Consider the following 25,528-nt stretch of genomic DNA (forward strand, 5'->3'; position numbering starts at 1 on the left):
AAATTGCAAAGAGTATTTGTGTGAATTGTAGGCTTAATTTAGTGTGAAGTTAAGTTATGTGTTTTATTTCTCATGATAGATTTGGTATGTGACTTAATGATATTTAAAGTAATAAAAATTAACAGTACATAAAAAATAAACATGGCATTTTAAAAATTAAGAATAATTTGAAGGATAAAAAAGTGTTAGAAATTAAACATCAAGAAAATGGTTCTAAGGGTGAGTTTTATATTGGTGAAGAAGGTCATCATTTGGCTGAAATGACGTATTCTTGGGCAGGTGATGATAAGTTTATTATTGATCATACCCATGTGGAAGATGAATTACGTGGACAAAATGTGGGTGTGCTTTTGGTGAGTCGTGCTGTGGAATATGCACGGAATAAGGGGGTGAAAATTTTACCTTTATGCCCTTTTGCAAAATCTGTTTTTAATAAAGATTCTTCTATTCGTGACGTTCTATTCGGTTAACATATTCACAGCTACTATTTAATTAGAAATTTATAGAGATCTGCCATGCAATTTCAACATATAGACAATGGTCAATTGGGTGAGTTTTTTGCGGTTGATGATACTGGGGAAAGAATTGCTGAAATTACTTATGTTTGGAGCAGTACACATACAATTATTGCAAATCATACATGGGTAGATGATTCTTTGCGTGGACAAGGTGTTGCGCGTCAATTGCTTGATGTTTTGGTTGAGTTTGCACGTGAAAAAAACCTTAAAATTTTACCTACTTGTTCTTATGTTGAAGTGATGTTTAGACGAGATAAAAGTTTGGCTGATGTGAAGGTTTAATTCTTAAAACATTACTTTTGAACGATCTAAAATAGAAAAAAGCCCGCATTCGCGGGCTTTTAATTAGCGAATAATTTTTTCTAATTCAGAATCTGGAATACCAAGTTTTCTATAATGAGCACGTGCTTGTTCTAGCTTGGTAAATACATCTTCATAACCTTCAGCTTTACCATATGGGTCTACATAAATATAACCACCATAAACGGTAAATAACGTAATCATTTCTTCTACATCTTCAGGAACATAAAGTGTGTGTGCTTCACCTGGTGGTTCAAAAGCAAAAGAGTTTTCTTCAGCAACCCAATCATGTTCTAAGTAATGCCAGCGACCTTTGAGTACAAAAGCATGAACAGGACCATTATGACGATGACGCGATAAAATTCCGCTCTTTTTTACTCGTAATAAATTAATGAAATATCCACCACTTACACTAAGAAGTAATGGTTTAAAACTTACACAACCATTTTCTGAACTTGGAACCCAAAGATCATCATCTTTAAGCATTTCACTGAGTACTTCTTGAGTCACAATTTCTTGTGGCATGTAAGGGACTTGTGGTAGTTGATATGGCATATCTTCTGCATATTGTTCTATTGCTTTATTTTGAACATTCATTGCTAAAAATCCTTATTGTGCTGCAATTTGTGAGTTCATAGTAGCAAAGAAAAAATACTTGATTACCCTATTTGGATTCACAATATCTATGAATATATGGCAAAGATATAGACTATAAATAACTTGTATAAGTTCTTAATAATACGGTAAAAGTATCTTAAAAATGGAGTCGGTATTATGGATAATTATAGACAAATGCTCGCATTTATTTGGGCATATGAGCATGGAAGTTTATCGGCTGCTGCACGTGTACACGACATGACTCCATCTGCTATGAGCAAAATGATCAGTCGTTTAGAGAGTCGTTTAAAAGTGAGATTAATTCAGAGAGGAACTCGTCAATTAACGCTAACTGAAGAAGGACAATTATATTTAGAAAGTGCACGTAAGGTTGTATCAGCTATGGCAGAAGCCGATGCTTTAGCAGAAAACTTTCCAGAACAAGTCAGTGGTATATTAAGAATAAAAACGATGCCTACCTTTGCACGGCATCAAATTTTACCGTGGCTACCTGAGTTTATTGAAAAATTTCCTAACTTACAGATCGACATTAAAATTGAATCTAGATATGTCGATGAGTTTGAAAAAGGAATAGATCTTGCAATTTATGGAGGAAAACTTCCCGATTCTTCTCGGGTTACGTCGCGTTTAGGTGCAAGTGAATGGGTGACCTGTGCATCACCTGAATATTTAGCTAAATATGGTATACCGAAAGAACCAAAAGATTTGTTAGATCATCGGTGTTTTCATTTTAGCTATTTTAATGATTGGAACTTGTGGGAATATGAAAATAAAGGTGAGCGTTTTAGCTTACCTATAAAACCCTTGGCTTCATTTTCACAAGGGGATTTTTTACGAGATTTGGCTTTGGATGGACAAGGCATTGTTCGACTGGCCGATTATAATGTGTCTAAATATATACAAAATGGCAAACTTGTTCCACTTTTAAGAGGTTATCGAATTCATGATTTAGAGCCTATTTATTTAATTTATCCAAATCGTAAATTTCTTAGTCCCCGTATTAAAACTTTTATGAATTTTTGGACTGAAAAGGTTCAATTAAACCCTTGGAATATTAAATAAAAAAACTCCCCATTTAGGGGAGTTTTTTAATGGAGTATTACTTGATTTGGTCTAATGGAATGCCTGTATTGTCTTTCCATCGGATAACAACAAAAAATGCGACTATACAAATAATGATGAGATAAGCACTAAACATCCAGCCACGATCTGTCGAATATAACCATGTGTTGATGTAAGATGCTGTACCGCCAAACAATGCAATAGCAAGAGACATAAAGAATCCCAACATTTTAGTACGATATTTAGTTGGTATTTGTTCTGACATCGTTGCTGCTTTACATGACATTAAGAAACCAATAAGTATTAAACCAATAGTCTGGGCAACAAATAAAGTCCATGGTTCATTGCTAATAATATTCCATAGAGGGAACATCACTAAAGCACAGCCCACATAAGTGATTAATGTTGTTTTTTTACGCCCTATATAGTCTGAAAGTAAGCCTTGGAATGGTAAACAAACAATATAAATGACCTGTGCACAGCAACTGACGAAAAAGGCCGATTTAGGGTCCATTCCTTGATAGGTAATTGCATAAATAGATACACATACAACCCATGTATAGAAAGTAATAGTTGAACCCGCTTCATATAAGAAAAGCCTAAAGCCTGTACGTAGGAATTTACCAGTACTCCAATTGATATCATCAGATTGAGCATCAGATTCAACATGGCTTTCAACCATATTACGTCGTAAGTAAATTGCAAAAAATGCAAGTAGCCCACCCATTACAAATGGAATTCGCCATGCCCATTCAAATACTTCTTCTGAAGTAAAGAAGACATTCAATGCTGCAAAAGATAAGGTTGCGAGTAATGTTCCAGCACCGTTTGCTACATATGAACTACTTGCCCATAAACCACGGCGGTTGTTTGGTGCAATTTCTGCAATATAGGCAAAGGATGTCGCCATTTCACCGCCATGAGCAAACCCTTGAATTAAGCGTGCGATGAGCAACATTAATGATGCCCAATATCCAATATTTGAGAAATTGGGTATGAGCGCGATCATAAAGCTAGCTATTGCCATAAGTACCATGGTCGTAAGCATAATATTCTTACGACCAAATTTATTTGCTAATGGTCCAAAAACAAATCCACCTAATGGCCTTGAAATAAAACCTACAGCAAAAACAGCTAAGGTATTTAATAGCGCAGAGGTAGGATCAGTTTTATCAAACAATGCTGTGGCAATGTAGACTGACGCAACTGCATAAATAGTCCAGTCATACCATTCAAGGAGGTTTCCGACTGTACTCGCAATTAACGATTTTTTCTTTGTTACGTGACTAACTTCTTGTTCTACTAAAATGCTAGTAGGTTGGGTTGTAATTGTTGTAGATATATTGTCCATATATTCACCCTAGATTTAACCATCTGAAGGAATTTCATTGACTAATCAATCCTAGATTAGTTGTTTGATCATAGAGCATAAAAAACACTAGAAGTGTGCTTATAATTCACATTAACTATGACTATTTAGAACAATAAAAAGCCCGCATTCGCGGGCTTTTTTTAACAATAAATTAAGCTTTTAACGCTGTAATTAACTTCTGATGTAAACCACCAAAACCGCCATTCGACATAATCACAACCGCATCGCCCTCACCTGCTTGACTAACGACAGTTTGAATAATGTCATCCAAAGTACGCGCAATTACAGCTTTATTCGGTGAAGCATCAATTACAGGTTGTAAGTCCCAATCTAAACCTTCAGGTTGGTACCAAATCACTTCATCCGCCAAACGAGCAGAATGCGCTAAACCATCTTTATGACTGCCCATGCGCATGGTATTAGAACGAGGCTCAATAATAGCCCAAAGTTTACGTTCGCCTAAACGCTTACGAGCACCTTCAAGTGTTGTATCAATTGCCGTTGGGTGATGCGCAAAGTCATCATAAACTTCAATACCACGTACAGTGCCTAAAAGCTCCATACGGCGTTTCACACCACCAAAATTAGACAATGCTTCACATGAAATTTCAATTGAAACGCCAACATGTTCTGCAGCAGCAATAGTCGCTAAAGCATTTGCAACACTATGTTGCCCTGTCATTGTCCACTTCACTTCGCCTTTTACAACGCCGTGTTGTAAAACTTTAAAGTGAGAACCATCGGCAGAGAGTTGTTCTGCATAAAGCTCAGATTTTTCATTCGCATCTAAGCTTGTACGGACAACAGGTGTCCAACAACCTTGTTCCAATACTTCATCAATATTGGTTTCAGTAATAGGCGCAATAATGCGACCTTTATTTGGAATAGTACGAACTAAATGATGGAATTGTTTTTGAATTGCCGCCAAGTCATCAAAGATATCGGCATGGTCAAATTCTAAGTTATTTAAAATGGCTGTTTTAGGATGGTAATGCACGAACTTAGAACGCTTGTCGAAGAATGCAGAATCGTATTCATCTGCTTCTACACAGAAATATTTACCACCACCTAAACGTGCACTTTCACTAAAACCTAAAGGTACACCACCAATTAAGAAACCTGGCTCTAAACCTGCTTGATCGAGCACCCAAGCCAACATTGTCGTTGTAGTGGTTTTACCATGTGTACCTGCAACACCAAGTACATGCTTGCCTTGCAATACATGATCTGCAAGGAATTGAGGACCTGAAATATACGGTAAACCTTCATTTAACATATATTCCACAGCATCAATACCACGTTTCATGGCATTACCGACAATCACTAAATCAGGATGAGGTTGTAAATGGCTACGGTCATAGCCTTGCATGAGTTTAATGCCTGCATTTTCTAACTGCGTAGACATAGGTGGATAAACGTTTTGATCTGAGCCCGTTACGGTGTGACCTAAATCACGTGCTAATAAAGCCAAAGAACCCATAAAGGTGCCACAGATACCTAAGATATGCAGATGCATACGTTTAACTCCACTTCTTTTTAAGACACATCACGTTGTTTTATGTGGTGTTGTCAGATTTATTCGATTTGTAAGCAACGATAGCAAGGCTATATCTGAAAAGATAGTTGAGAATTTACTTAGAATAAGAAATATTTGTAATTTTTAGCGACTTAAAATTTCTTCTGCATATTGATAGAGCGAGTTGGGCTGTTGTGCATTACAAATAAAATTAATGATTTCTTGCATAGGAGATATTGTATGAACTTGGTTTGTTAAAACAAGAGCAGCAAACGAAGGTACTGTAGTTCCAGAATGTAGTTGTTGAGTATTTTCAGTCCAATTTAAATTTTTATTTTGTTTTCTTAAGGTTTCACCTAAATAAGCGCCTACACTAAGAATAGTCGGCGTTAATTCACTCATTAATATTCCTTTTTCTGTCATAGATTTGGCATCTTGATTTTTTATTTGGAAGTAAAGGCGGACTTTAAGTAGATAATAATCTAGCTCTTTTAAACTCATTAATTCATAGTCGAGTGTAATTGAGCGAAGTACTTCAGAAAAAAGTAGATCATTTTGGTTTTGCTTTAATTGTTGAGAGAGTAAAGCTGCATCTTCATTGAATGGATTGCGTTTTTTTGAAGAGAACAGTTTTTTTAAAAAATTCATAATAATTTGTTGGTCTTATTTTTTTTAGCGTAAAAATAATATTAGATATTTTAGACCAATACTAGTTAAATTATATTTATCTAGAGCGGGTTTGCTGATCTTATGTTTATTCCATTATTACTTCTTATTCTTGCCAATTGTTTTATGACACTTGCATGGTATGGACATTTAAAATTTTTACCGCACGATGCTCCATTATGGCAGGCTATTTTGTTGAGTTGGTTTATTGCTTTATTTGAATATAGTTTAATGATTCCCGCAACAAAACTATTAGCACAACAAGGCTTAACTGTTGGGCACATGAAAATTACTCAAGAGGTAGTAACGCTTTTAGTGTTTGTACCTTTTATGATTTTTTTATTCAAACAACCCTTTAAGCTTGACTATATTTGGGCTGCTTTATGCTTGTGTGGTTGTGTTTATTTTGTATTCCGTAGTCAGTAGCAAAAAATAGCAATTTGCTACGCCCCTATTTTTATTTAATTTTTTGTAATTTTAATAAAAAAATAATAAAAATCATGCTTTGCATTGACCGTTAAATTTTATTGAGCCGAAAAATCAGTCTATAATATGGGGCTCTTATTAAAGCTTGGCTATAGTCGAGATTTAACTCTCTCACTTTATCTCTGGAAACATTGCAATGAATGCGGCCGCTTCACAAGACACTCCTCTCGTTGGAATTATCATGGGTTCTCAATCGGATTGGGCAACTCTAGAACACACTGCCAATATGCTTAAGCAGCTTGGTGTCCCTTTTGAAGCTGAGGTTGTCTCTGCACACCGTACTCCAGACCGTTTATTTGAATATGCTGAACAAGCACGTGATCGTGGTATTCAAGTCATTATTGCTGGTGCAGGTGGCGCAGCGCATTTGCCTGGTATGTGTGCGGCAAAAACAGATTTACCTGTACTTGGTGTACCTGTGAAATCATCTATTTTAAATGGCGTAGATTCATTGCTTTCAATTGTACAAATGCCAGCAGGTATTGCAGTTGGTACACTGGCAATTGGTCCTGCGGGTGCGACAAATGCAGCCATTATGGCAGCACAAATTTTAGGTCTTACACGCCCTGAAATTGCAAAAAATGTTGCAGATTTCCGTGCGGCACAGACTGAAAAAGTGGCAAGTAAAAATATTCCTGGTCAAATCTAAAGCCAAGCTTAATTAAGGAATTATTATCATGGATAAAACCATTGGTATTTTTGGTGGCGGTCAACTTGGTCGAATGATGGCACAGGCAGCATTGCCTTTAAATATTCAATGTACTTTCTTTGAAGCAAGTACAGATTGCCCTTCGGCAGCTTTAGGTCAAGTCATTTCGACTAAAGCTGAAAATGGATTACAACAATTCATTGCAAGTGCAGATGTATTTAGCCTTGAATTTGAAAATACACCATTGGCAGATGTTGATATTTTAACGCAAAACAAAGACATACATCCTCCACGTAAAGCCTTAGCAATAGCACAGCATCGTTTATCAGAAAAAGCATTGTTCGATGAATTGTCTATTCCTGTTGCACCATATAAAGCTGTTAATTCTGTAGAAAGTTTAAAGTCTGCGGTTATTGAGCTTGGCTTACCAATTGTACTTAAGACCTCGCGTGGCGGTTACGATGGTAAAGGTCAGTTTGTTTTACGCCGTGAAGATCAAATTGATCAAGCATGGGCTGAACTTGGTCCAGCAGGTGAATTGATTGCCGAAAGTTTTGTGACTTTCTCTCGTGAAGTATCAATTATTGCGGTGCGTGGTCAAAATGGTGATGTGAAAACATGGCCTTTGGCTGAGAACCATCATCATAATGGTATTTTGTCGCATTCGATTGTTCCTGCTCCAAATAGCACAGATTTACAGCCTGTGGCGCAAGACTACATTACTCGCTTACTTAATCATTTGAACTATGTAGGTGTGTTAACGCTTGAATTGTTTGTGACGGACAAAGGTCTGTATGCCAATGAAATGGCACCACGAGTACATAACTCTGGTCATTGGTCAATTGAAGGTGCGGTTTGCTCTCAATTTGAAAATCACATTCGTGCGGTTGCAGGTTTGCCTTTAGGCTCGACTGAAATTATTCGTCCAACGGTATTGGTGAATATTATTGGTCAGCATCCAAAAACCGAAGATGTACTTGCTTTAGAGGGAGCTCATCTTCACTTGTATAATAAAACTGAGCGTGAAGGCCGTAAAATTGGGCATATTACATTAATGCCAAATGATAGCGCTGAACTTACGACTTTATGTCGTAAGTTGGCGAAAATTTTACCGAATCCTCTCGCACTTAGCGAAGATATGAGCATTTAAACTCAAGTTTGAATGTTAAAAAAGCGGTCATGCAAATGACCGCTTTTTTTATGCGTGCAGTTCGGGCATGATTGCGCCTCTTTCGAAATGGATGCCATTTATCGGAAGATTATTGATCTAAAAATAAGCATTACATTAAAGTGATGTGTATAAAAAGAAAGCAAATGAAATTTGATGCTTATTTAAGTTGTTTTATAAAATAAACATTAAGTTTTGAGTTTGAATTCAAAGTTATGAATTTAAATTTTATAAAATGAATTCAAATGTCCTATTTTGAATTCAAAATGAGGAAAATGAATTTAAAAAATAATTTACTTTGAATTTAAAAGGCAGAAAAATGAATTTAAACATTGGTTTTGAATTTTAAAATCGTCTTTTGGGTAGTGTTGCTGCGCCTGCATTGTGGATAACTTATTTGTTTTGAATTTATATTTAAGGGAATTGAATTTAAAAGTGCGAATTTAAATTCAAATAATATCTAAGAATCACACTTTTAAATTCAAAAAACATTGAGTGATTGTTATTTTTGAATTTAAAAACAAAGAAAGCGCTGATTTTTAAATTTAAAAGTTCAAATATGAATTTAAAGTGGAGAAAAATGAATTTAAATTTACGATTTACTCATGTTCTTTCATCTTGTTAGTGGTATGTTTAGGTCATAATTTAAATTCAAAAATGCATCGGGATAATATGCGTAATATTGCTTTTCTTTTTGGTTCTGCTTTATTCCTCACAACGCAAGTTCAGGCTGAATTGATCATTAATGGTCAAACAGTTCCAGTGAATACGGCTGGGCAAAATACTTTGGCTTCTAATACGCCAAGTCCATTTCAAATCTGTATTTCAAAGTTAAAAAGTCAGGCAATCAATTCTGGCGTTTCTAGTTTTACCTTTGATCGTTATACGCAAAATTTAACGCCAGATTATTCCGTTATTGATAAATTGAATTATCAGCCAGAATTCTCTACGCCTATTTGGGATTATTTATCGGGTTTGGTTGATGTTGAACGTGTTGAGCTTGGGAAAATACAACTTCGCCAGAATCAAGATGTATTAAAGAAAGTTTCAGCGACTTATGGTGTGCCAGCCGAAACTGTTGTTGCTGTTTGGGGTGTTGAAAGTAACTATGGCAATATTTCTGGGAATTATGATCTATTGCAGGCTTTAGGTACTTTGAGTTGTGAAGGACGTAGACAAAGCTTTTTCCGTGGTGAGTTTTTTGCAGCCATGAGAATTCTCCAACGTGGTGACTTAACACAAGATCAACTAAAAGGCTCATGGGCAGGTGCGTTTGGTCATACGCAATTTATGCCATCTACTTATGAAGAACTTGCAGTAGATTTTGATGGTGATGGTCGACGTGATTTAGTTTCAAGTACAGCAGATGCTTTAGCCTCTACAGCAAACTTCTTGAAAAAAAGAGGATGGCAAACAGGGCAGCCATGGGGCTTTGAAGTTCAAATTCCAGAAGGAATGTCAATTTCTGGTGAGGGTCGTCGTAATAAAAAGCCATTATCTTCTTGGGTGGAAAGAGGTGTTGTACGAGCAGATGGTACGCCTTTAATTCAAGGTAATTTAACAGAACTTTCACAAGCAGGTTTAATGTCACCAGCTGGTGTAAATGGACCAACATTCTTAGTCTTTAAAAATTTTGATGCCATTTATAGTTATAACGCCGCTGAGAGTTATGCGCTTGCGATTGCACATTTATCTGACAGATTTCAAGGCTCTCATGGTTTTGTAAAAGATTGGCCAACAGATGATGCTGGTACATCAAGAAGAGAACGCCGTGAAATTCAGGCATATTTACTTAGCCGTGGTTATTCTATTGGCGAGGTAGATGGTTTAATTGGCGATAAAACGCGTCAGGCAATTCGTCAGGAGCAAGTACGTTTTGGTTTAAGCCCAACAGGTAGAGCAGGGCAATTAATTTTGCGTGCAATTCGTGATGAAAATGCAAAAAATATGATGAAATAGAAATATAAAAAAGGTCTGCATTTGCAGACCTTTTTTATTGTATGACAATGTTAAATTGTCGCATACGGATCAATTTTTACCGCTTCCAATAAGTCGAAAACAGCCGATGTGATATCAATGCTTAAATTACGATTATTGAAAATTTCATACGCTGTAATTGTAACGTCAGTATCGCTTGGGAGTAAGCGTTGTTCTTCTTCAATTAAGTCATTAATTGGTATAAGAGTTTGTTTAATTTCAAGGTGTAAGACATCTTTAAATTCGATGTTATCATCATCTAATTCAAGAAGTTGTTTATTGAAATAAGGCAATAAAATTGAATGAAGATATGGCTGAAGGTCAATAATATCAAATAGTTCAATATCACGTGTTTCTTCAATTGTACTGATATGGTCATTCACTTCTAAAATAATATGATAGTAACTCACAGTTTTTCCTCCAAGCAAACTATCCATACAATAGCATGAATCGCATTCATCAAGGGAAGATCGTTAGTTTCTCTTATTTTTAAAATAAATTTAAAGCCTTGAATAGTGTTAATAGAACGGTTTTAGGAATGTTATTGAATAAAAAGAGCCCTATTAAAATAGGGCTCTTTTGTATTAAAAATGCTTAATTTGAACTAAAAAATCAGGTGATTTTTTCAATAATACTAATGAAGAATTTGATTGAAATACTGTTTGAGATATCAATAATAAATCCACCAACCATCGGTACAATAAGGAAAGCTTTATGTGATGGTCCAAAGGTTTTTGTTACGGTTTGCATATTTGCAATGGCTGTAGGTGTTGCTCCCATACCAAAACCACAATGTCCGGCACTAATAACAACAGCATCATAATCTTTACCCATTAATTTAAAGGTAATAAAGCATGCGAATAAAGCCATAACAATTGTTTGTACAATAATGATTAAAAGTACAGGTCCTGCCATATTTGCCAATTGACTGAAGTTTAAAGACATAAGTGCAATTGCTAAATAAATAGAAAGAGATGTGCTACCAAGAACATCAATTGTTGGTTCAACCACTTCTTTTTTGAATAAATGATTAAGGATGTTACGTAAAAAGATACCTACAAATAAACACCATACAAAAGTAGGTAAGTAGAATGCGCTATCTTTGAGTAAATCGCCAAGATAACTTCCGACAACAATACAAGTAATGAGCATGAAAATAGTTTCGATAACATTTTTTGTATTAATTTCTCGTGTAACTTTTGGTGCTTCGAAAGCATTTTCAATCGTATTTTTTTGTTCTTCAGTTGTTTTAGGAACTTTTACTTTTTTAATAAGATGACGAGCAATTGGTCCACCCATTAAACCACCAATTACTAGACCTAATGTTGCACATGCCATTGCTAGCTCTAAAGCACCAGTGACACCATATTTTTGCTCTAGAATTGGTCCCCAAGCACCAGCATTACCATGCCCGCCAGAGAGCGTAATAGAACCTGCAATTAAGCCCATAAAAGGATCTTGGTTCAATAGCATAGCCATTGTAATACCCACAATATTTTGCGTAATAATGAGTATGGTTACAACGAAGATTAGAATTAGTAAGGGTTTTCCACCTTTGACTAGTTTTGTAAAGTCTGAGCTTAAACCAATTGCAGAGAAAAAAGTAATCATCAATAGGCTTTGCAATGATGTGTCAAATTTAAAGGTATAGCTTGTTGTTTTTTGGACAAAGAATAAGGCGATTGCAACGATAAATCCACCTACAACAGCTTCGGGGATGTGGTTGTTGCGTAAAAATTTTGAGTGCTTCACTGCAAGCATGCCGAGCGCTAATGCGACGCAAGCCATCAACAATGTGAGGTTTGTACTTACGATCATTTGTGTCCCTTTAAATGTTATAGATGGTGATACACCTAAAATTAGATTTTTCAGGTTCGTATTAATATCTATGGGTTTACATACTACTGATGAGTTACCAAGCTAATCTTAAATTCACTATTAATTTGTTCATATCTGAACGAATAGGTTCTTTAATTAGTTGCTGAAAATGACGCCAATTTACAAGGGTTTATTGACTTTAAGTAATGAATTCTAATAGATTACCTATAACCATAAGTTATGTGCACTATCATGAATCTCAGACACTTAGAAATGTTCTATGCAGTGATGCTTTTTGGATCGCTTACTGAAGCAGCATCTTCGCTATGTATATCACAGCCTGCGGCAAGTAAACTCCTCAAATATGCAGAGCAACGTCTTGGTTTTGCACTATTTAAGCGCGTAAAAGGAAAATTACAACCCACCAAAGAAGCTTACATTTTGTATGAAGAAATTAAGCCAATTTATGAAAAAATTAATGAGTTAAATAAGCTCACCAACAATTTGGCAAAGAATACACAAGGTCAAATTACATTGGGTTGTTTACCGAGTTTGGGGTTGAGTCTAATACCAAAGTTGACTGCGCAATTTTTAAAAAAATATCCAGGTGTTTTTGTAAATATCGGAACAGATCATACGCAAGCATTAGAACAAAAATTATTACAACGAGAAATTGATATAGCTGTAACATTTCAGCCGCATACTCAACATGGCATTATTGCAACGCCTATTTTAGAAATACCGCTCGTTTATATTGATTCTTATCCTGTTAGGTCTAGTCAAGATATTCACTCTATTGATGAAAGTAGATGGATTCAGCCAGATGCAGATTCATTAATGCAGGTGGTAAAACAATATAGAACATTTAATAAAAGTATTGTGAATGTCCAAACCTATTACATGGCAAGTGAATTGGTGCGGCAAGGTATAGGGTGCAGTATTACTGATATTTATACGGCAGCCTATTCATTACCTAAAGAGATGATTCATGAAATGAAACCTCGTATGTATACCACTATTTATATTCTTAGAAATGCCAATGTAAGTACCACGAAAGCAACAGAAGACTTTATTGAATTGATTAAATCTGAAATTGGATTAATTACACCAGCAGTTAACTAAAAGTTATGACCACTACCTAAAAACTCATTTGTTAAAGCATAGTTGATCTTCTTTAATGGATACGTTTTGGAATATATAGCATGGAACCATGAAAAAGCATGTAGCCGTAATTGGTGGTGGTGTAGTTGGATTAAGTACAGCCTATGCACTTATTAAAGCTGGTCATAAAGTTACAATCATTGAAGCCAAAGATCAGGTTGGTAGCCAAACAAGTTTTGCAAATGGCGGACAGTTAAGTTACCGCTATGTTGCACCATTGGCTGATGCAGGCGTTCCATTTCAAGCGCTTCAATGGCTTGGAAAAGCACACTCTCCATTAAATTTTAAATTAAATGCTTCACCATTTCAGTGGTCTTGGTTACTTCAATTTTTACTTGCGTGCAATCGAAAAGATAATATTACCAATGGTAATCATATTTTACGTTTATCACTTTTTAGTCAAAACATCATGTCTGAATGGCGTGATGAAATTGATGATTTTTGCTGGGTAAAATCAGGAAAAATGGTGATCCATCGTGATGAATACGCTTTTAAAAAAGCAGCTTCTGGCATAGATCCTGACGTGCAAAAGGTACTAAATCGTGATGAAACCATTGCACTTGAGCCATCATTAAAAGGTATTGCTTCAGAATTAGTCGGTTCTATTTATACTCCAGATGATGAAACAGCCGACTGCTATAAATTCTGTTTGGCTTTATATAAAGAGTTAGAGAAAAGCCAAGATTTTTCATGTTTATATGAACATGAGGTGGTAGATTTTATTGCTGAAAATAACAAAATTAAGGCAATTGAAACCAATAAAGGTCGTTTAGAAGCAGATGACTTTGTGGTTGCTGCGGGTAATGGCAGTACATCTCTATTTAATATGGTTGGAATTTCTGTACCAGTTTATCCGTTAAAGGGTTATAGCTTAACGCTCCCATTCCCTGAACATGACAACGTTGTGCCAAATATGAGCGTAACGGATTATGCTAATAAAATTGTATATGCAAAATTAGGCGATCAATTGCGTATTGCTGCTATGGTGGATATTGGCTATCAAGATGTTTATATCCGTCAAGAGCGTATGGACGCTTTAAAAGAAACGGTGAGAAAAACATTCCCAGATTTGGCAGGGGTAGATATTGCTCAAGAGTGGAGTGGCTTGCGCCCATCTACACCAAAAGGTCCACCAATTTTAGGCGCTACAAAATACGCAAACTTATGGTCAAATGTTGGTCAAGGTAGCTTGGGTTTCACGCTAGCAGCGGGTAGTGCAATGGTGATTACTGGTTTAATTAGCCAATCAAAATCGCCAATTGCTTTAGATGGTTTATCTTTGGAGAAATAAAATGAGTAATGATATTCAACGTATTGGTGCAAATGCACGTTTAGCTGGTTGTGTAGTTCATAACGGCTTGGTTTATGTTTCTGGTCAAGTTCCAACAACTTTAGATGCAGATGCAAAACAACAAACCTTAGAAGTTTTAGCGAAAATTGATGCTTTGTTGGAACAAGCGGGTAGTGATAAAAGCCGTATTTTAACAGCTCAAATTTGGATTAAAAATATTGCTGAAGATTTCACAGCATTTAATGAGTGTTGGGAAGCTTGGTTGCCTGAAGGTGCCGCACCTGCACGTGCCGCTTTACAAGCAGATTTAGCACGTCCTCAAGTATTGGTAGAAGTGATGCTTACAGCAGCAGTAAAATAATTTAAAGTTCCTCTTTATAGCCAACATTCGTGTTGGCTTTTTTTATTCATAATTACGATATTTAAAAAGTGCTAAATCGGCAGGTAATAATCTAAAATTTTGTTGTTCTTGATCTTTCATCATCGGGTGCATTAGTCCTTTAGGATCTTCATGATGTTTTAAACCCAAGGCATGACCAAATTCATGTGCAAGAGTTAAGCGTAAATCATCTTCAGATTGAAACTCAAAAATATTGATATTTCGACCATCAAAATTTCCTTTATCAAATAAATAGGGTTTAAACCTTTGGTTGAAATGTTGAATGGAAAGATTGATATTTTGATTCATGTGATTGAGTTCATTCACGTGTTGATTAAGAACATTAATTTTTTGGTTATACCCTTCAATTTCAAACTTTAAGATGTCCATTTGATGTGCAAGATATTGTTTTTGTTGGGCAAAGGCTTCTCTTTGTGCCACATTAGCACCACCATTTTGATTAATCTGTGCAATTTGTTCGTTGTAATATTGAACTTGGTTGTCGTACTCAATTTTTTTGGCATTGAGTAAGGTGTTGTAGCGGTCTATATCTTTACGAAAGGCTTCAACTTCTTGTTTCTTATTTGCCCATTGCGCTTGATTGGCTTCAATATTTTTTTCAGAAGAAGAGCGAGCAGTGCTTTCTGCTTGGCGCTCATCGTAGTGAAAATTTATCGTTAGTTTTGCCTGAGGATCATAAACAAAAAAATCTTTTCCTGTGCCATTTTTCCAAATTTCAGTTGCTTCTTGGCTAAGCTGAATGGCTTTTTCATGACTAATATTAAATCTAGGATCAATTTCTGAAATCTTATACCTGAGTCGAGAGTCTGTAGGGTGTAAAACTCTATCAATTGGGCTATTTAATATCACGTGAGGGTATTTTTTATTTTGAATAATAAAATAGAAAAAAATGAGACTGAAAAAAATCAGAACATAAATACGCATTTTAAAAATCAAAGAGTTATTTGAAGAATAATGTAGCTTAATTAGATGAATTTGAGAATAAAAAAACCGCGCTTTCGCGCGGTCTTTTATTAAAGTGACAAATTATTTTTTGTCGTCTTTAACTTCTTTGAACTCAGCATCTACAACGCCATCATCAGCTTTTTGAGCTTCGCCACCGAATGCATTTGGATCAAAACCTTCAGCACCGCCTTGACCTTGTGCTGCTTCATAAGCACGTTGGCTAATAGGCATGATAATGTTTTGAAGCGCTTCAGTTTTCGCTTTAATGTCTTCTACATCATTTTCTTTTGTAGAAGCTTCAAGTTCAGCTACAGCAGTTTCGATTGCAGTTTTTTCGTCTGCAGTTACTTGCTCGCCAAGATCTTTAACTGCTTTTTGAGCAGAAGATACAAGCGCATCAGCTTCGTTACGTGCTTTCGCTAATTCTTCGAATTTACGATCTTCTTCAGCATTCGCTTCAGCATCTTTAATCATCGCTTCGATTTCAGCATCAGACAAACCTGAGTTTGCTTTAATCTGGATCGATTGCTCTTTACCAGTGCTCTTGTCTTTTGCAGATACTTTCAAGATACCATCAGCGTTGATATCGAAAGATACTTCAATTTGTGGCACACCACGTGGAGCAGGTGGGATATCGCCTAATTGGAAGTTACCTAACAATTTGTTTTGCTGAGCCATTTTACGTTCACCTTGGAACACAGAAATGTCTACAGCAGGTTGGTTGTCAGCAGCAGTTGAGAATACTTGAGATTTCTTCGCAGGAATCGTCGTGTTTTTCTCAATAATTGCAGTTAACACGCCACCCATAGTTTCGATACCAAGAGTAAGCGGCGTTACGTCAAGAAGAAGTACGTCAGTTTTGTCACCTGAAAGTACAGCACCTTGAATCGCAGCACCCATTGCTACAGCTTCATCAGGGTTCACGTCTTTACGTGGTTCTTTACCGAAGAATTCTTGAACCTTCTGTTGAACCATTGGCATACGTGATTGACCACCAACCAAAATTACGTCAGAGATGTCAGAAGTCGAAAGACCAGCATCTTTAAGGGCAATGCGGCAAGGCTCAATTGTACGAGCAACTAAATCAGCAACTAAACCTTCTAATTTTGCACGTGTTACGTTGATCACTAAGTGTTTAGGACCAGTCGCATCGGCAGTGATGTACGGAAGGTTGATTTCAGTTGCGTTAGAAGAAGAAAGCTCGATTTTCGCTTTTTCAGCCGCTTCTTTTAAACGTTGAAGTGCAAGAGGATCTTGTTTCAAGTTTACGCTTTGCTCTTTCTTGAATTCTTCTACAAGGAATTCAATTAATGCGTTATCGAAGTCTTCACCACCAAGGAATGTGTCACCGTTTGTAGATAACACTTCAATTTGTTGGTCGCCATCAAGGTCAGCAATTTCAATGATTGATACGTCGAATGTACCACCACCAAGATCGTATACAGCGATTTTACGGTCGCCTTCTTTCTTGTCCATACCAAACGCAAGTGCAGCAGCAGTTGGTTCGTTGATGATACGTTTAACTTCTAAACCTGCAATTTTACCCGCATCTTTAGTTGCTTGACGTTGTGCATCGTTGAAGTAAGCAGGAACAGTAATAACTGCTTCAGTTACTGCTTCACCTAAGTAATCTTCAGCTGTTTTCTTCATCTTTTTCAAGATTTCAGCAGAGATTTGTTGTGGAGCAAGTTTCTTATCGTTTACATCAACCCAAGCATCGCCATTGTCTGCTTTGATGATTTTGTAAGGTACAAGACCAATATCTTTTTGAACTGCTTGATCTTGATACTTACGACCAATTAAACGCTTGATTGCGAATAATGTGTTTTTAGGGTTAGTTACTGCTTGACGTTTAGCAGATTGACCAACAAGAATTTCGCCATCTTTATACGCAATAATAGATGGAGTTGTGCGTGCACCTTCAGCGTTTTCAATTACTTTAACTGTGTCGCCTTCAAGTACTGCTACGCAAGAGTTTGTAGTACCTAAGTCAATACCAATGATTTTAGCCATTTGGATGTTTCCTCTGAATTTCTTTTACAATGTTTTCGCTTGTTATCCGATATGAGAGCCGTTCAATTTTTTTCAAGTATTTTTTTCAAAAAAAATTAAAAAAACTCCCGAATTTTTAGGTCTTATGCGCCAACTAATACCATTGCTGGGCGTAATAAACGACCTTTTAAGGTGTAGCCTTTTTGCAGTACAGTACCAATTTCATTTGCTTTTGCTTCAGGTGAAATGCCGACTGCTTGATGGAAGTCTGCATTAAAGCCATTAGCTGTATCTACAATCACAACACCAAACTTTTCTAAAGTTGTAAGGAGTGATTTAAGCGTAAGCTCTACACCTTCAGATAAACCAGATTTTTCTTCGCCTGCCGCAGCAATGGCGCGTTCTAGGTTATCTACAGAATCTAATAATTCTTTAGCGAATTTCTCAAGCACAGTATCTTTATGCTTTTCAGATTCACGTTGAATACGTTCAACACTTTTTTGCGCTTCGTAAACTGCATTTGCAGTACGTGCTTTTTCAAGTTTTAAGCTTTCTTCTAAGTTGGTGATTTGAGCTTGTAAATCTTCAACTGAAACTTCAGCTTGCTCATTTTCAGCTTGAGTTTGCTGTTCTGCTTGCTCTTGTTGAAGTTCTTGAGCTTCTTGATTTTGATCAGTCGCCATTGATTTACTCCGTTTAAATGGGTTCTTAAACATGTACAGTCCTTTTTAGGCGTCAGATTGAACTCTGTTCCTACTGAACGGCCATGCGTTTGTTAAATGTCATGATTAATACAGAAATCGGGGCGAGCTAGAAAAATTCAAGCGATATGAATAATTAAATTTTTTAATTTTCTAAATTTTAACTATTTTTGAGATGATTAATCACAAAGGTAATAAATTCTTGTGTCTTTTTAGGCAGATGTCGACGAGAGGAATACACAGCAGAAAGCATCATTTGTGGGGCTTCATAATCCGTTAGTAGGGAAGTTAATGTTTTATTTTCTAAATCTTCTTTCACTATTGCGTACGGTAGCATGGCAATGCCCATTTTGTTTCGACACATTAGATACAATGCATGCGCGTCATTACTTTGAGCAACAATATTAATAGGATAGTTTTGAGGTTCTTTTTGCTGTGTGGAAAGTGTCCATGTGTTTTGCATGTTGTGATGGCTAATACACTGATATTGAATAAGCTGATCTGGGTGTGTAATTTGCGGTAAAGCTTGTAAATATTCAGGATGAGCACACAAGACAGAATGAATTTGCAGTAAAGGTCGTGCAATTAAACTATCTGAAACTTTTGCTGTAATTCGAAAAGCAACATCAATTTGAGATTCTACTAAATCTAAGGTTTCTTCTGTAATTAAAATATCAAATTGTATATTTGAGTAGCATTGCTGGAATTTTTGAATTGCTTCGGATAAACCATTTTCTAAAATAAATAAGCCACAGGTTAAACGAATTGTACCTGTATATTGTTCTTCTAATGAAAGCTCTTTAAGAAGTTGTTGCTGTTGCAAAATATTTTGACAATATAGAAGTGCCTTTTCACCTGCGCTGGTTAAGGAAATATTTCGAGTACTTCGATGAAATAAACGTGTTGAAAAGTGGTTTTCTAAATGTTCTAAATATCGAGAAACCATTGCGCGTGAATAACCCAATTGATCTGCTGCTTTGGTTAAACTGCCATTTTTTTCAATACATACAAAAACTTGTATTGCTTTTAATGTGTCCATAATGATTCTTATTGTTGCAATTTATGCAATAGTCTATCTTAAAAAAGCGTATTTATTGAACATGATCTGTAATTTAAAGTATGTTTATTAAATATAGAGATCGACAAAAAATGAAATCTTTAAAAACAACAGCAATAGCCTTAACAACGCTTGCATTTGGTATTCAAATGGCAATGGCACAAGATCTAAAAATCAAAAATTATATTGCTGCTCCCGAACACTTTGGTGTGACTTCAACGCTCATTGAAGGGGATAAAGATGCTATTTTAGTCAATGCACAATTTTCAAAATCTGAAGCATTGCGTATTGCTGCGGATATTCTAGATTCAGGTAAAAATTTAAAAACAATTTTTGTTAGTTATGGTGATCCAGACTTTTACTTTGCTTTAGATGTATTTAAAACATATTTTCCTAATGTTCAAATTGTTGCAACACCTGAAACAGTGAAACATATTCAGTCTACTTATAATTTGAAAATGGACTACTGGGCACCACAAATGGGTGCAAATGCACCAAGTAAAATTTATGTACCAGAAATTTATACGGCTAAAACATTAAAACTTGAAGATGCTAATATTGAAATTAAAGGCAAAAATGAACTGACTTATTTGTGGATTCCACAACAAAAAGCAGTTGTGGGAGGTATTCCTGTAACTTCAGGCTCTCATTTGTGGATGGCAGATTCTGCAACAAAACAAGATCGTGAAACCGTAGCAATAACATTAAAAGATATCAAAAAGCTGAATCCTGAAATTATTGTTCCTGCACATACATTGGTAAATGCCCCTCAAAACTTAGCAGCTGTGAATTTTTCATTGGATTATTTAGCTCAATATGAAAAAGCTGTGAAATCATCAAAAAATTCAGCGGAACTCATTGCCCAAATGAAACAGAAATATCCTGAATTGGCAGGCGATTCAAATCTTGAGCTAGGTGCAAAAGTAGTAAAAGGTGAAATGAAGTGGCCTTAAATTTTTGATTATCAAAAGAAAGGTAGATATTGATCGTAATAGTTAATAAATATAATGAAATATATCGTTTTTACGGAATGATTTTTCATCGTTATTATGTATCACAGATACAGTAACTATATTTTGAAGAGAGAGCTGAGTATAGTTGCTGTAACCAAATAACAGTTTTAGCTGATCATCTTTATGGTCAGTTTTTTTTTAAACATATATTAATAGTTAAAAGATATTAAGAGTTATAAATTATATATTTCTAATTTCCTCTAAAATTGCATATTATTTGTTCAGATACATAGCGCTGTATGTTTCTTCTTTTATTTCTTTTTCAAGGCTTACCCCTCCTATGGGTGAGCCTTTTTTTATACTTTTACATGAACGCACTTTATTGTTGAGAAATAGAAAGTGCTGACATGAACGTTGATCTCTCCCAAAAATAACCCTGAAGATAATTTTTATCTTCAGGGTTATTTTATTTGGGCTTTAAAGCTTTTAGTTATTATTTTCTTGGAATCTCATTTTTATTGTGACGATATAAGCTGTTTAGTTGATGTGTAGGTGATATAAATACATAAAAGCTGTGTCTTAAAGGTGATAGTTTTGTCTATTTATTCAAGAATAAAAAATAAAATGGAAAAGGGGCAGGGTTTTGCAGCAAGACTCTTAAATAAAGTTCCTAGCAATATTCAAAATACTCTAGCCAAAGCATTATCGTATCCTTATCAATATCCAAATCTTGATCCTTTTATAAAAAGTATGATGGCGGCTCAGCTTAAACAAGGAAAGATTGGTTTCATTGGTGAAGATGTTGAAGCTTCAAGGATGGCTTTTGAATCACAAATGTATTCAATTGCTACTCAGCCAACGTTTGTTAAACAGGTAGAAACAATTCAACTTCCTTTAACAGGTGGAGAGATACAAGCTCGACATTATCATCCTGCACCAAATCAAAAGTTGCCACTTATTATTTTTTATCATGGGGGTGGTTTTGTTGTAGGAAGTATAAATACACACGATGAAGCTTGTCGATTATTAGCAGTCCATGCAAATGCTCAAGTTATAAGTGTGAATTATCCACTTGCACCAGAAGCGAGTCCTAAGCAATTAATTCAAAGTTGTGAAGAAGCATTGATTTGGATTTATGAAAATAAAGCTCGTTTTAACATATTAAATAATCGCATTGCTGTTGCAGGTGATAGTGCGGGTGGAAATATAGCGACAGTTGTCGCTCAAAGAACAAAACTTGAAGCCTATGCACCAGAAGCACAACTTCTTATTTATCCAACGGTAGATTTTAAAAACCGTCAACCATCATTTTTTGCTTATAAAGAGGGTTTAGTTTTAACGGAGTCAGATATTGAACATGTTACTCAATTTTATGTAGAACAACATGGTTTTGAATTGGATGATCCTTTGGTTTCTCCTATTCATGGAGATGTAAGTAATATTGCACCAGCTTACATATTTTCAGCAGGGCATGATGTTTTACATGATGAAGCGATAATCTATGTTCATAAGTTGCAGCAAAAAGGTATAAATGTTGCATATATGGATTATCAAGACCAAACACATGGTTTTATAAATTTAACATTTATCTCTACACGAGCGAAAAACATTACTATTGAGATTGCGAAAAACTTTAGATGGTTTTGGGATCAACAACAGAAACTATAAATTGCTCAAAAGTTGTTCCACGTGAAACAGCGATTAAACAAAATAATTTATTCATTACATCGTTTGTTTAAAGGGAGCGAATCTAGGGATCTTTGACTTATTATTTTTCTAGTCTAAAAGTAGAAATATATGCTTCTGTTATTATAGCGTAAACTTTCAACAAATTTAGTATTTAAAAGCAGATGTATTACTACAAATGCGCATGATGCGTTATGAATGGAATAGATCTGAGGATATAGGTATCAAATGTTAAAGCAAATTATTCTGGCGATGACAATGGGTGTCGCAAGTATTGGCGTAATGGCAGCAAATACTATTATAGAAATGAAAACATCTTTAGGCGTTATAGAGATTGAGCTTTATGACGATAAAGCACCTGTCACAGTAGAAAACTTTAACCACTATATAAAGAGTGACTTTTATAACGGAACTATTTTCCATCGCGTAATTCCTGAATTTATGATTCAGGGTGGTGGAATGACTAAAGACCTCCAGGAAAAAGAAACAGCAAATACAATTTTGAATGAATCTAGCAATGGCTTATTGAATGAGCGTGGCACTATTGCTATGGCACGCCGTAATGATGCAAATTCAGCATCAAGTCAATTCTTCATTAATTTAAAAGATAATGACTTTTTAAACAAATCAGCACGAAATCCAGGATATGCCGTCTTCGGTAAGGTAACGAAAGGGATGGACATTGTAGATAAAATCTCAAAAGTGCCTACCCAGAATAAGCTATCTCATCAAGATGTTCCTGTAAAATCTGTTGAAATTATCAATATGCAGATAAAAGCACCAACAAATTAAAAAATGCATATAAAAATGTGTTTTAATTAAAATTTAATATTTGTGTGAAATATTAATGGGTTAGCTTAGGTTTTGTGTATTTTTGATTCAAAATGGTGCGTAAAAATACAACACTCGTTAAAACAAGAGGTTAAAAGCGCTTGCACGTGTAGGAAATTGCCCTATAATGAGCCCATACCGACGAGATAGACGGAAACGAACGAAGCACGAAGTGCTGAGTTGTTAAGTTTATCGAAGTTCAGCTTCTAGCACTGACGAGGTGTTAGAAAGATCATTAAGAGATTATGAAGAACAACTTGTGTGGATTTTTACTGGTTGATCAATCGAAATTATTTTCATTGATTTAATGGTAGAAATTACTCGAAGTTTATTTGAGAAATATTTGTCAGAAAATTGATGAGCCAAGATTGGTACCCTTTAAAGGTACTACTGATTTTAAACTGAAGAGTTTGATCATGGCTCAGATTGAACGCTGGCGGCAGGCTTAACACATGCAAGTCGAGCGGGAATAGGTAGCTTGCTACTGATTTCTAGCGGCGGACGGGTGAGTAATGCTTAGGAATCTGCCTATTAGTGGGGGACAACAGTTGGAAACGGCTGCTAATACCGCATACGCCCTACGGGGGAAAGCAGGGGATCTTCGGACCTTGCGCTAATAGATGAGCCTAAGTCAGATTAGCTAGTTGGTGGGGTAAAGGCCTACCAAGGCGACGATCTGTAGCGGGTCTGAGAGGATGATCCGCCACACTGGGACTGAGACACGGCCCAGACTCCTACGGGAGGCAGCAGTGGGGAATATTGGACAATGGGGGGAACCCTGATCCAGCCATGCCGCGTGTGTGAAGAAGGCCTTTTGGTTGTAAAGCACTTTAAGCGAGGAGGAGGAGCTCTAGATTAATACTCTAGATGCTTGGACGTTACTCGCAGAATAAGCACCGGCTAACTCTGTGCCAGCAGCCGCGGTAATACAGAGGGTGCGAGCGTTAATCGGATTTACTGGGCGTAAAGCGTACGTAGGCGGCTTTTTAAGTCGGATGTGAAATCCCTGAGCTTAACTTAGGAATTGCATTCGATACTGGGAAGCTAGAGTATGGGAGAGGATGGTAGAATTCCAGGTGTAGCGGTGAAATGCGTAGAGATCTGGAGGAATACCGATGGCGAAGGCAGCCATCTGGCCTAATACTGACGCTGAGGTACGAAAGCATGGGGAGCAAACAGGATTAGATACCCTGGTAGTCCATGCCGTAAACGATGTCTACTAGCCGTTGGGGCCTTTGAGGCTTTAGTGGCGCAGCTAACGCGATAAGTAGACCGCCTGGGGAGTACGGTCGCAAGACTAAAACTCAAATGAATTGACGGGGGCCCGCACAAGCGGTGGAGCATGTGGTTTAATTCGATGCAACGCGAAGAACCTTACCTGGTCTTGACATAGTAAGAACTTTCCAGAGATGGATTGGTGCCTTCGGGAGCTTACATACAGGTGCTGCATGGCTGTCGTCAGCTCGTGTCGTGAGATGTTGGGTTAAGTCCCGCAACGAGCGCAACCCTTTTCCTTATTTGCCAGCACTTCGGGTGGGAACTTTAAGGATACTGCCAGTGACAAACTGGAGGAAGGCGGGGACGACGTCAAGTCATCATGGCCCTTACGACCAGGGCTACACACGTGCTACAATGGTCGGTACAAAGGGTTGCTACCTCGCGAGAGGATGCTAATCTCAAAAAGCCGATCGTAGTCCGGATCGCAGTCTGCAACTCGACTGCGTGAAGTCGGAATCGCTAGTAATCGCGGATCAGAATGCCGCGGTGAATACGTTCCCGGGCCTTGTACACACCGCCCGTCACACCATGGGAGTTTGTTGCACCAGAAGTAGGTAGTCTAACCGCAAGGAGGACGCTTACCACGGTGTGGCCGACGACTGGGGTGAAGTCGTAACAAGGTAGCCGTAGGGGAACCTGCGGCTGGATCACCTCCTTAACGAAAGATTGACGATTGGTAAGAATCCACAACAAGTTGTTCTTCATGAAGATGTATCTGAGGGTCTGTAGCTCAGTTGGTTAGAGCACACGCTTGATAAGCGTGGGGTCACAAGTTCAAGTCTTGTCAGACCCACCAAATCTGATTACCTAAGCAATTAGTACAGAACACAGAGACATCGAATCTATATGATAAGCTGGGGACTTAGCTTAGTTGGTAGAGCGCCTGCTTTGCACGCAGGAGGTCAGGAGTTCGACTCTCCTAGTCTCCACCATACATTAAAATAAGTTGCTAGATTATAGAATTTAGTAAAAGAGATCGAAGATCTTGTTTATTAAGTTCTGTGATTTATCACAGCGTCTAGACCTGACGAAGGCTAGATTAATCATTAACAGAATATATTTGAGTTGAAATAATTTGTTCAT

At 36.7% G+C, this 25,528-nt stretch carries 23 protein-coding genes, 2 tRNA genes and 1 rRNA gene; 16 read left to right on the plus strand and 10 right to left on the minus strand.

The features are described 5' to 3' along the window. Positions 1–182 precede the first annotated feature (182 nt). Both AC5YDH_RS09800 and AC5YDH_RS09805 read left to right on the plus strand, forming a co-directional pair. Positions 183–470, plus strand: coding sequence for a GNAT family N-acetyltransferase (locus AC5YDH_RS09800; RefSeq protein ID WP_496119008.1), 288 nt, complete (start codon positions 183–185; stop codon positions 468–470). A gap of 45 nt (positions 471–515) precedes the next feature. Continuing rightward, positions 516–800 (plus strand): GNAT family N-acetyltransferase, encoded by a 285-nt coding sequence (locus AC5YDH_RS09805; RefSeq protein ID WP_496119009.1) that lies wholly within the window; start codon positions 516–518, stop codon positions 798–800. Between the two features lie 63 nt (positions 801–863). On the opposite strand, the gene AC5YDH_RS09810 is transcribed toward AC5YDH_RS09805, so the two are convergent. Continuing rightward, positions 864–1,415: a 2,4'-dihydroxyacetophenone dioxygenase family protein gene (locus AC5YDH_RS09810; protein ID WP_496119011.1), complete on the minus strand. Its 552-nt coding sequence runs from the start codon at positions 1,413–1,415 to the stop codon at positions 864–866. Between the two features lie 177 nt (positions 1,416–1,592). Here AC5YDH_RS09810 and AC5YDH_RS09815 point away from each other — a divergent pair, with 177 nt between their 5' ends. Next, positions 1,593–2,498, plus strand: coding sequence for a LysR family transcriptional regulator (locus AC5YDH_RS09815; protein WP_496119013.1), 906 nt, complete (start codon positions 1,593–1,595; stop codon positions 2,496–2,498). Positions 2,499–2,535: 37 nt separating this feature from the next. On the opposite strand, the gene AC5YDH_RS09820 is transcribed toward AC5YDH_RS09815, so the two are convergent. From AC5YDH_RS09820 to AC5YDH_RS09830, 3 genes are all read right to left on the minus strand, one after another. Beyond that, positions 2,536–3,849 (minus strand): MFS transporter, encoded by a 1,314-nt coding sequence (locus AC5YDH_RS09820; RefSeq protein ID WP_496119015.1) that lies wholly within the window; start codon positions 3,847–3,849, stop codon positions 2,536–2,538. 172 nt (positions 3,850–4,021) lie between these two features. Next, the gene (gene mpl, locus AC5YDH_RS09825) at positions 4,022–5,386 is read right to left on the minus strand and encodes a UDP-N-acetylmuramate:L-alanyl-gamma-D-glutamyl-meso-diaminopimelate ligase (RefSeq protein WP_496119017.1); all 1,365 of its coding nucleotides are present in this window, start codon (positions 5,384–5,386) and stop codon (positions 4,022–4,024) included. 144 nt (positions 5,387–5,530) lie between these two features. Beyond that, positions 5,531–6,034: a hypothetical protein gene (locus AC5YDH_RS09830; RefSeq protein WP_496119019.1), complete on the minus strand. Its 504-nt coding sequence runs from the start codon at positions 6,032–6,034 to the stop codon at positions 5,531–5,533. Between the two features lie 102 nt (positions 6,035–6,136). Between AC5YDH_RS09830 and AC5YDH_RS09835 the strand changes: the two genes are divergently transcribed. From AC5YDH_RS09835 to AC5YDH_RS09850, 4 genes are all read left to right on the plus strand, one after another. Next, entirely contained in the window at positions 6,137–6,478 is a 342-nt protein-coding gene (locus AC5YDH_RS09835; protein ID WP_496119021.1) for a DMT family protein, read from the plus strand. 196 nt (positions 6,479–6,674) lie between these two features. Then, positions 6,675–7,187: a 5-(carboxyamino)imidazole ribonucleotide mutase gene (gene purE / locus AC5YDH_RS09840; protein ID WP_154772987.1), complete on the plus strand. Its 513-nt coding sequence runs from the start codon at positions 6,675–6,677 to the stop codon at positions 7,185–7,187. A 28-nt stretch (positions 7,188–7,215) separates the two neighbouring features. Further along, entirely contained in the window at positions 7,216–8,337 is a 1,122-nt protein-coding gene (locus AC5YDH_RS09845; protein WP_496119023.1) for a 5-(carboxyamino)imidazole ribonucleotide synthase, read from the plus strand. Positions 8,338–9,027: 690 nt separating this feature from the next. After that, on the plus strand, positions 9,028–10,314 hold the full coding sequence (locus tag AC5YDH_RS09850) for a lytic murein transglycosylase (RefSeq protein WP_496119025.1): 1,287 nt from the start codon (positions 9,028–9,030) through the stop codon (positions 10,312–10,314). A gap of 50 nt (positions 10,315–10,364) precedes the next feature. Here AC5YDH_RS09850 and AC5YDH_RS09855 read toward each other — a convergent pair whose 3' ends face one another. Together AC5YDH_RS09855 and gltS are read right to left on the minus strand one after the other, a co-directional pair. Then, positions 10,365–10,742 (minus strand): hypothetical protein, encoded by a 378-nt coding sequence (locus tag AC5YDH_RS09855; RefSeq protein ID WP_496119027.1) that lies wholly within the window; start codon positions 10,740–10,742, stop codon positions 10,365–10,367. A 202-nt stretch (positions 10,743–10,944) separates the two neighbouring features. Then, positions 10,945–12,150: a sodium/glutamate symporter gene (gene gltS, locus AC5YDH_RS09860; RefSeq protein WP_496119029.1), complete on the minus strand. Its 1,206-nt coding sequence runs from the start codon at positions 12,148–12,150 to the stop codon at positions 10,945–10,947. Positions 12,151–12,402: 252 nt separating this feature from the next. Between gltS and AC5YDH_RS09865 the strand changes: the two genes are divergently transcribed. From AC5YDH_RS09865 to AC5YDH_RS09875, 3 genes are all read left to right on the plus strand, one after another. Next, positions 12,403–13,272, plus strand: a complete 870-nt coding sequence (locus AC5YDH_RS09865) for a LysR family transcriptional regulator (RefSeq protein ID WP_496119031.1) — start codon at positions 12,403–12,405, stop codon at positions 13,270–13,272. Between the two features lie 88 nt (positions 13,273–13,360). Then, positions 13,361–14,602 (plus strand): D-amino acid dehydrogenase, encoded by a 1,242-nt coding sequence (locus tag AC5YDH_RS09870; protein WP_496119033.1) that lies wholly within the window; start codon positions 13,361–13,363, stop codon positions 14,600–14,602. A gap of 1 nt (position 14,603) precedes the next feature. Next, positions 14,604–14,963 (plus strand): RidA family protein, encoded by a 360-nt coding sequence (locus AC5YDH_RS09875; RefSeq protein ID WP_152875490.1) that lies wholly within the window; start codon positions 14,604–14,606, stop codon positions 14,961–14,963. A 42-nt stretch (positions 14,964–15,005) separates the two neighbouring features. Here the strand turns inward: AC5YDH_RS09875 and AC5YDH_RS09880 are convergent, their stop codons facing one another. From AC5YDH_RS09880 to AC5YDH_RS09895, 4 genes are all read right to left on the minus strand, one after another. Then, entirely contained in the window at positions 15,006–15,851 is an 846-nt protein-coding gene (locus AC5YDH_RS09880) for a matrixin family metalloprotease (RefSeq protein WP_496119038.1), read from the minus strand. 177 nt (positions 15,852–16,028) lie between these two features. Beyond that, entirely contained in the window at positions 16,029–17,960 is a 1,932-nt protein-coding gene (gene dnaK, locus AC5YDH_RS09885) for a molecular chaperone DnaK (RefSeq protein ID WP_496119042.1), read from the minus strand. A 122-nt stretch (positions 17,961–18,082) separates the two neighbouring features. Beyond that, complete coding sequence (gene grpE, locus AC5YDH_RS09890; RefSeq protein ID WP_496119044.1) at positions 18,083–18,622, minus strand: nucleotide exchange factor GrpE; 540 nt, start codon at positions 18,620–18,622, stop codon at positions 18,083–18,085. A 178-nt stretch (positions 18,623–18,800) separates the two neighbouring features. Continuing rightward, positions 18,801–19,679 (minus strand): LysR family transcriptional regulator, encoded by an 879-nt coding sequence (locus AC5YDH_RS09895; protein WP_496119046.1) that lies wholly within the window; start codon positions 19,677–19,679, stop codon positions 18,801–18,803. A gap of 110 nt (positions 19,680–19,789) precedes the next feature. Here AC5YDH_RS09895 and AC5YDH_RS09900 point away from each other — a divergent pair, with 110 nt between their 5' ends. The 6 genes from AC5YDH_RS09900 to AC5YDH_RS09925 all read left to right on the plus strand — a co-directional run bounded on the left by AC5YDH_RS09900 (position 19,790) and on the right by AC5YDH_RS09925 (position 25,377). Continuing rightward, positions 19,790–20,650 (plus strand): MBL fold metallo-hydrolase, encoded by an 861-nt coding sequence (locus AC5YDH_RS09900; protein WP_496119048.1) that lies wholly within the window; start codon positions 19,790–19,792, stop codon positions 20,648–20,650. A gap of 624 nt (positions 20,651–21,274) precedes the next feature. Next, on the plus strand, positions 21,275–22,318 hold the full coding sequence (locus AC5YDH_RS09905; protein WP_496119055.1) for an alpha/beta hydrolase: 1,044 nt from the start codon (positions 21,275–21,277) through the stop codon (positions 22,316–22,318). A 246-nt stretch (positions 22,319–22,564) separates the two neighbouring features. After that, on the plus strand, positions 22,565–23,128 hold the full coding sequence (locus tag AC5YDH_RS09910) for a peptidylprolyl isomerase (RefSeq protein WP_496119049.1): 564 nt from the start codon (positions 22,565–22,567) through the stop codon (positions 23,126–23,128). Positions 23,129–23,565: 437 nt separating this feature from the next. Beyond that, positions 23,566–25,103, plus strand: a 16S ribosomal RNA gene (locus tag AC5YDH_RS09915). 61 nt (positions 25,104–25,164) lie between these two features. Next, a tRNA-Ile gene (locus tag AC5YDH_RS09920) sits at positions 25,165–25,241 on the plus strand. A 60-nt stretch (positions 25,242–25,301) separates the two neighbouring features. Further along, a tRNA-Ala gene (locus AC5YDH_RS09925) sits at positions 25,302–25,377 on the plus strand. Positions 25,378–25,528 lie beyond the last annotated feature (151 nt).

It is taken from the genome of Acinetobacter sp. FY683, assembly GCF_059515885.1.

Bases quoted from the DNA above. Each gene is read 5' to 3' on its own strand.
- AC5YDH_RS09865 (WP_496119031.1), top strand. From the start codon at position 12,403: ATGAATCTCAGACACTTAGAAATGTTCTATGCAGTGATGCTTTTTGGA.
- AC5YDH_RS09900 (WP_496119048.1), top strand. From the start codon at position 19,790: ATGAAATCTTTAAAAACAACAGCAATAGCCTTAACAACGCTTGCATTT.
- AC5YDH_RS09830 (WP_496119019.1), bottom strand. From the start codon at position 6,034: ATGAATTTTTTAAAAAAACTGTTCTCTTCAAAAAAACGCAATCCATTC.
- AC5YDH_RS09845 (WP_496119023.1), top strand. From the start codon at position 7,216: ATGGATAAAACCATTGGTATTTTTGGTGGCGGTCAACTTGGTCGAATG.
- AC5YDH_RS09805 (WP_496119009.1), top strand. From the start codon at position 516: ATGCAATTTCAACATATAGACAATGGTCAATTGGGTGAGTTTTTTGCG.
- dnaK (WP_496119042.1), bottom strand. From the start codon at position 17,960: ATGGCTAAAATCATTGGTATTGACTTAGGTACTACAAACTCTTGCGTA.
- mpl (WP_496119017.1), bottom strand. From the start codon at position 5,386: ATGCATCTGCATATCTTAGGTATCTGTGGCACCTTTATGGGTTCTTTG.
- AC5YDH_RS09870 (WP_496119033.1), top strand. From the start codon at position 13,361: ATGAAAAAGCATGTAGCCGTAATTGGTGGTGGTGTAGTTGGATTAAGT.
- AC5YDH_RS09810 (WP_496119011.1), bottom strand. From the start codon at position 1,415: ATGAATGTTCAAAATAAAGCAATAGAACAATATGCAGAAGATATGCCA.
- AC5YDH_RS09815 (WP_496119013.1), top strand. From the start codon at position 1,593: ATGGATAATTATAGACAAATGCTCGCATTTATTTGGGCATATGAGCAT.
- AC5YDH_RS09820 (WP_496119015.1), bottom strand. From the start codon at position 3,849: ATGGACAATATATCTACAACAATTACAACCCAACCTACTAGCATTTTA.
- gltS (WP_496119029.1), bottom strand. From the start codon at position 12,150: ATGATCGTAAGTACAAACCTCACATTGTTGATGGCTTGCGTCGCATTA.
- AC5YDH_RS09895 (WP_496119046.1), bottom strand. From the start codon at position 19,679: ATGGACACATTAAAAGCAATACAAGTTTTTGTATGTATTGAAAAAAAT.
- AC5YDH_RS09835 (WP_496119021.1), top strand. From the start codon at position 6,137: ATGTTTATTCCATTATTACTTCTTATTCTTGCCAATTGTTTTATGACA.
- AC5YDH_RS09910 (WP_496119049.1), top strand. From the start codon at position 22,565: ATGTTAAAGCAAATTATTCTGGCGATGACAATGGGTGTCGCAAGTATT.
- AC5YDH_RS09875 (WP_152875490.1), top strand. From the start codon at position 14,604: ATGAGTAATGATATTCAACGTATTGGTGCAAATGCACGTTTAGCTGGT.
- AC5YDH_RS09850 (WP_496119025.1), top strand. From the start codon at position 9,028: ATGCGTAATATTGCTTTTCTTTTTGGTTCTGCTTTATTCCTCACAACG.
- AC5YDH_RS09905 (WP_496119055.1), top strand. From the start codon at position 21,275: ATGGAAAAGGGGCAGGGTTTTGCAGCAAGACTCTTAAATAAAGTTCCT.
- purE (WP_154772987.1), top strand. From the start codon at position 6,675: ATGAATGCGGCCGCTTCACAAGACACTCCTCTCGTTGGAATTATCATG.
- grpE (WP_496119044.1), bottom strand. From the start codon at position 18,622: ATGGCGACTGATCAAAATCAAGAAGCTCAAGAACTTCAACAAGAGCAA.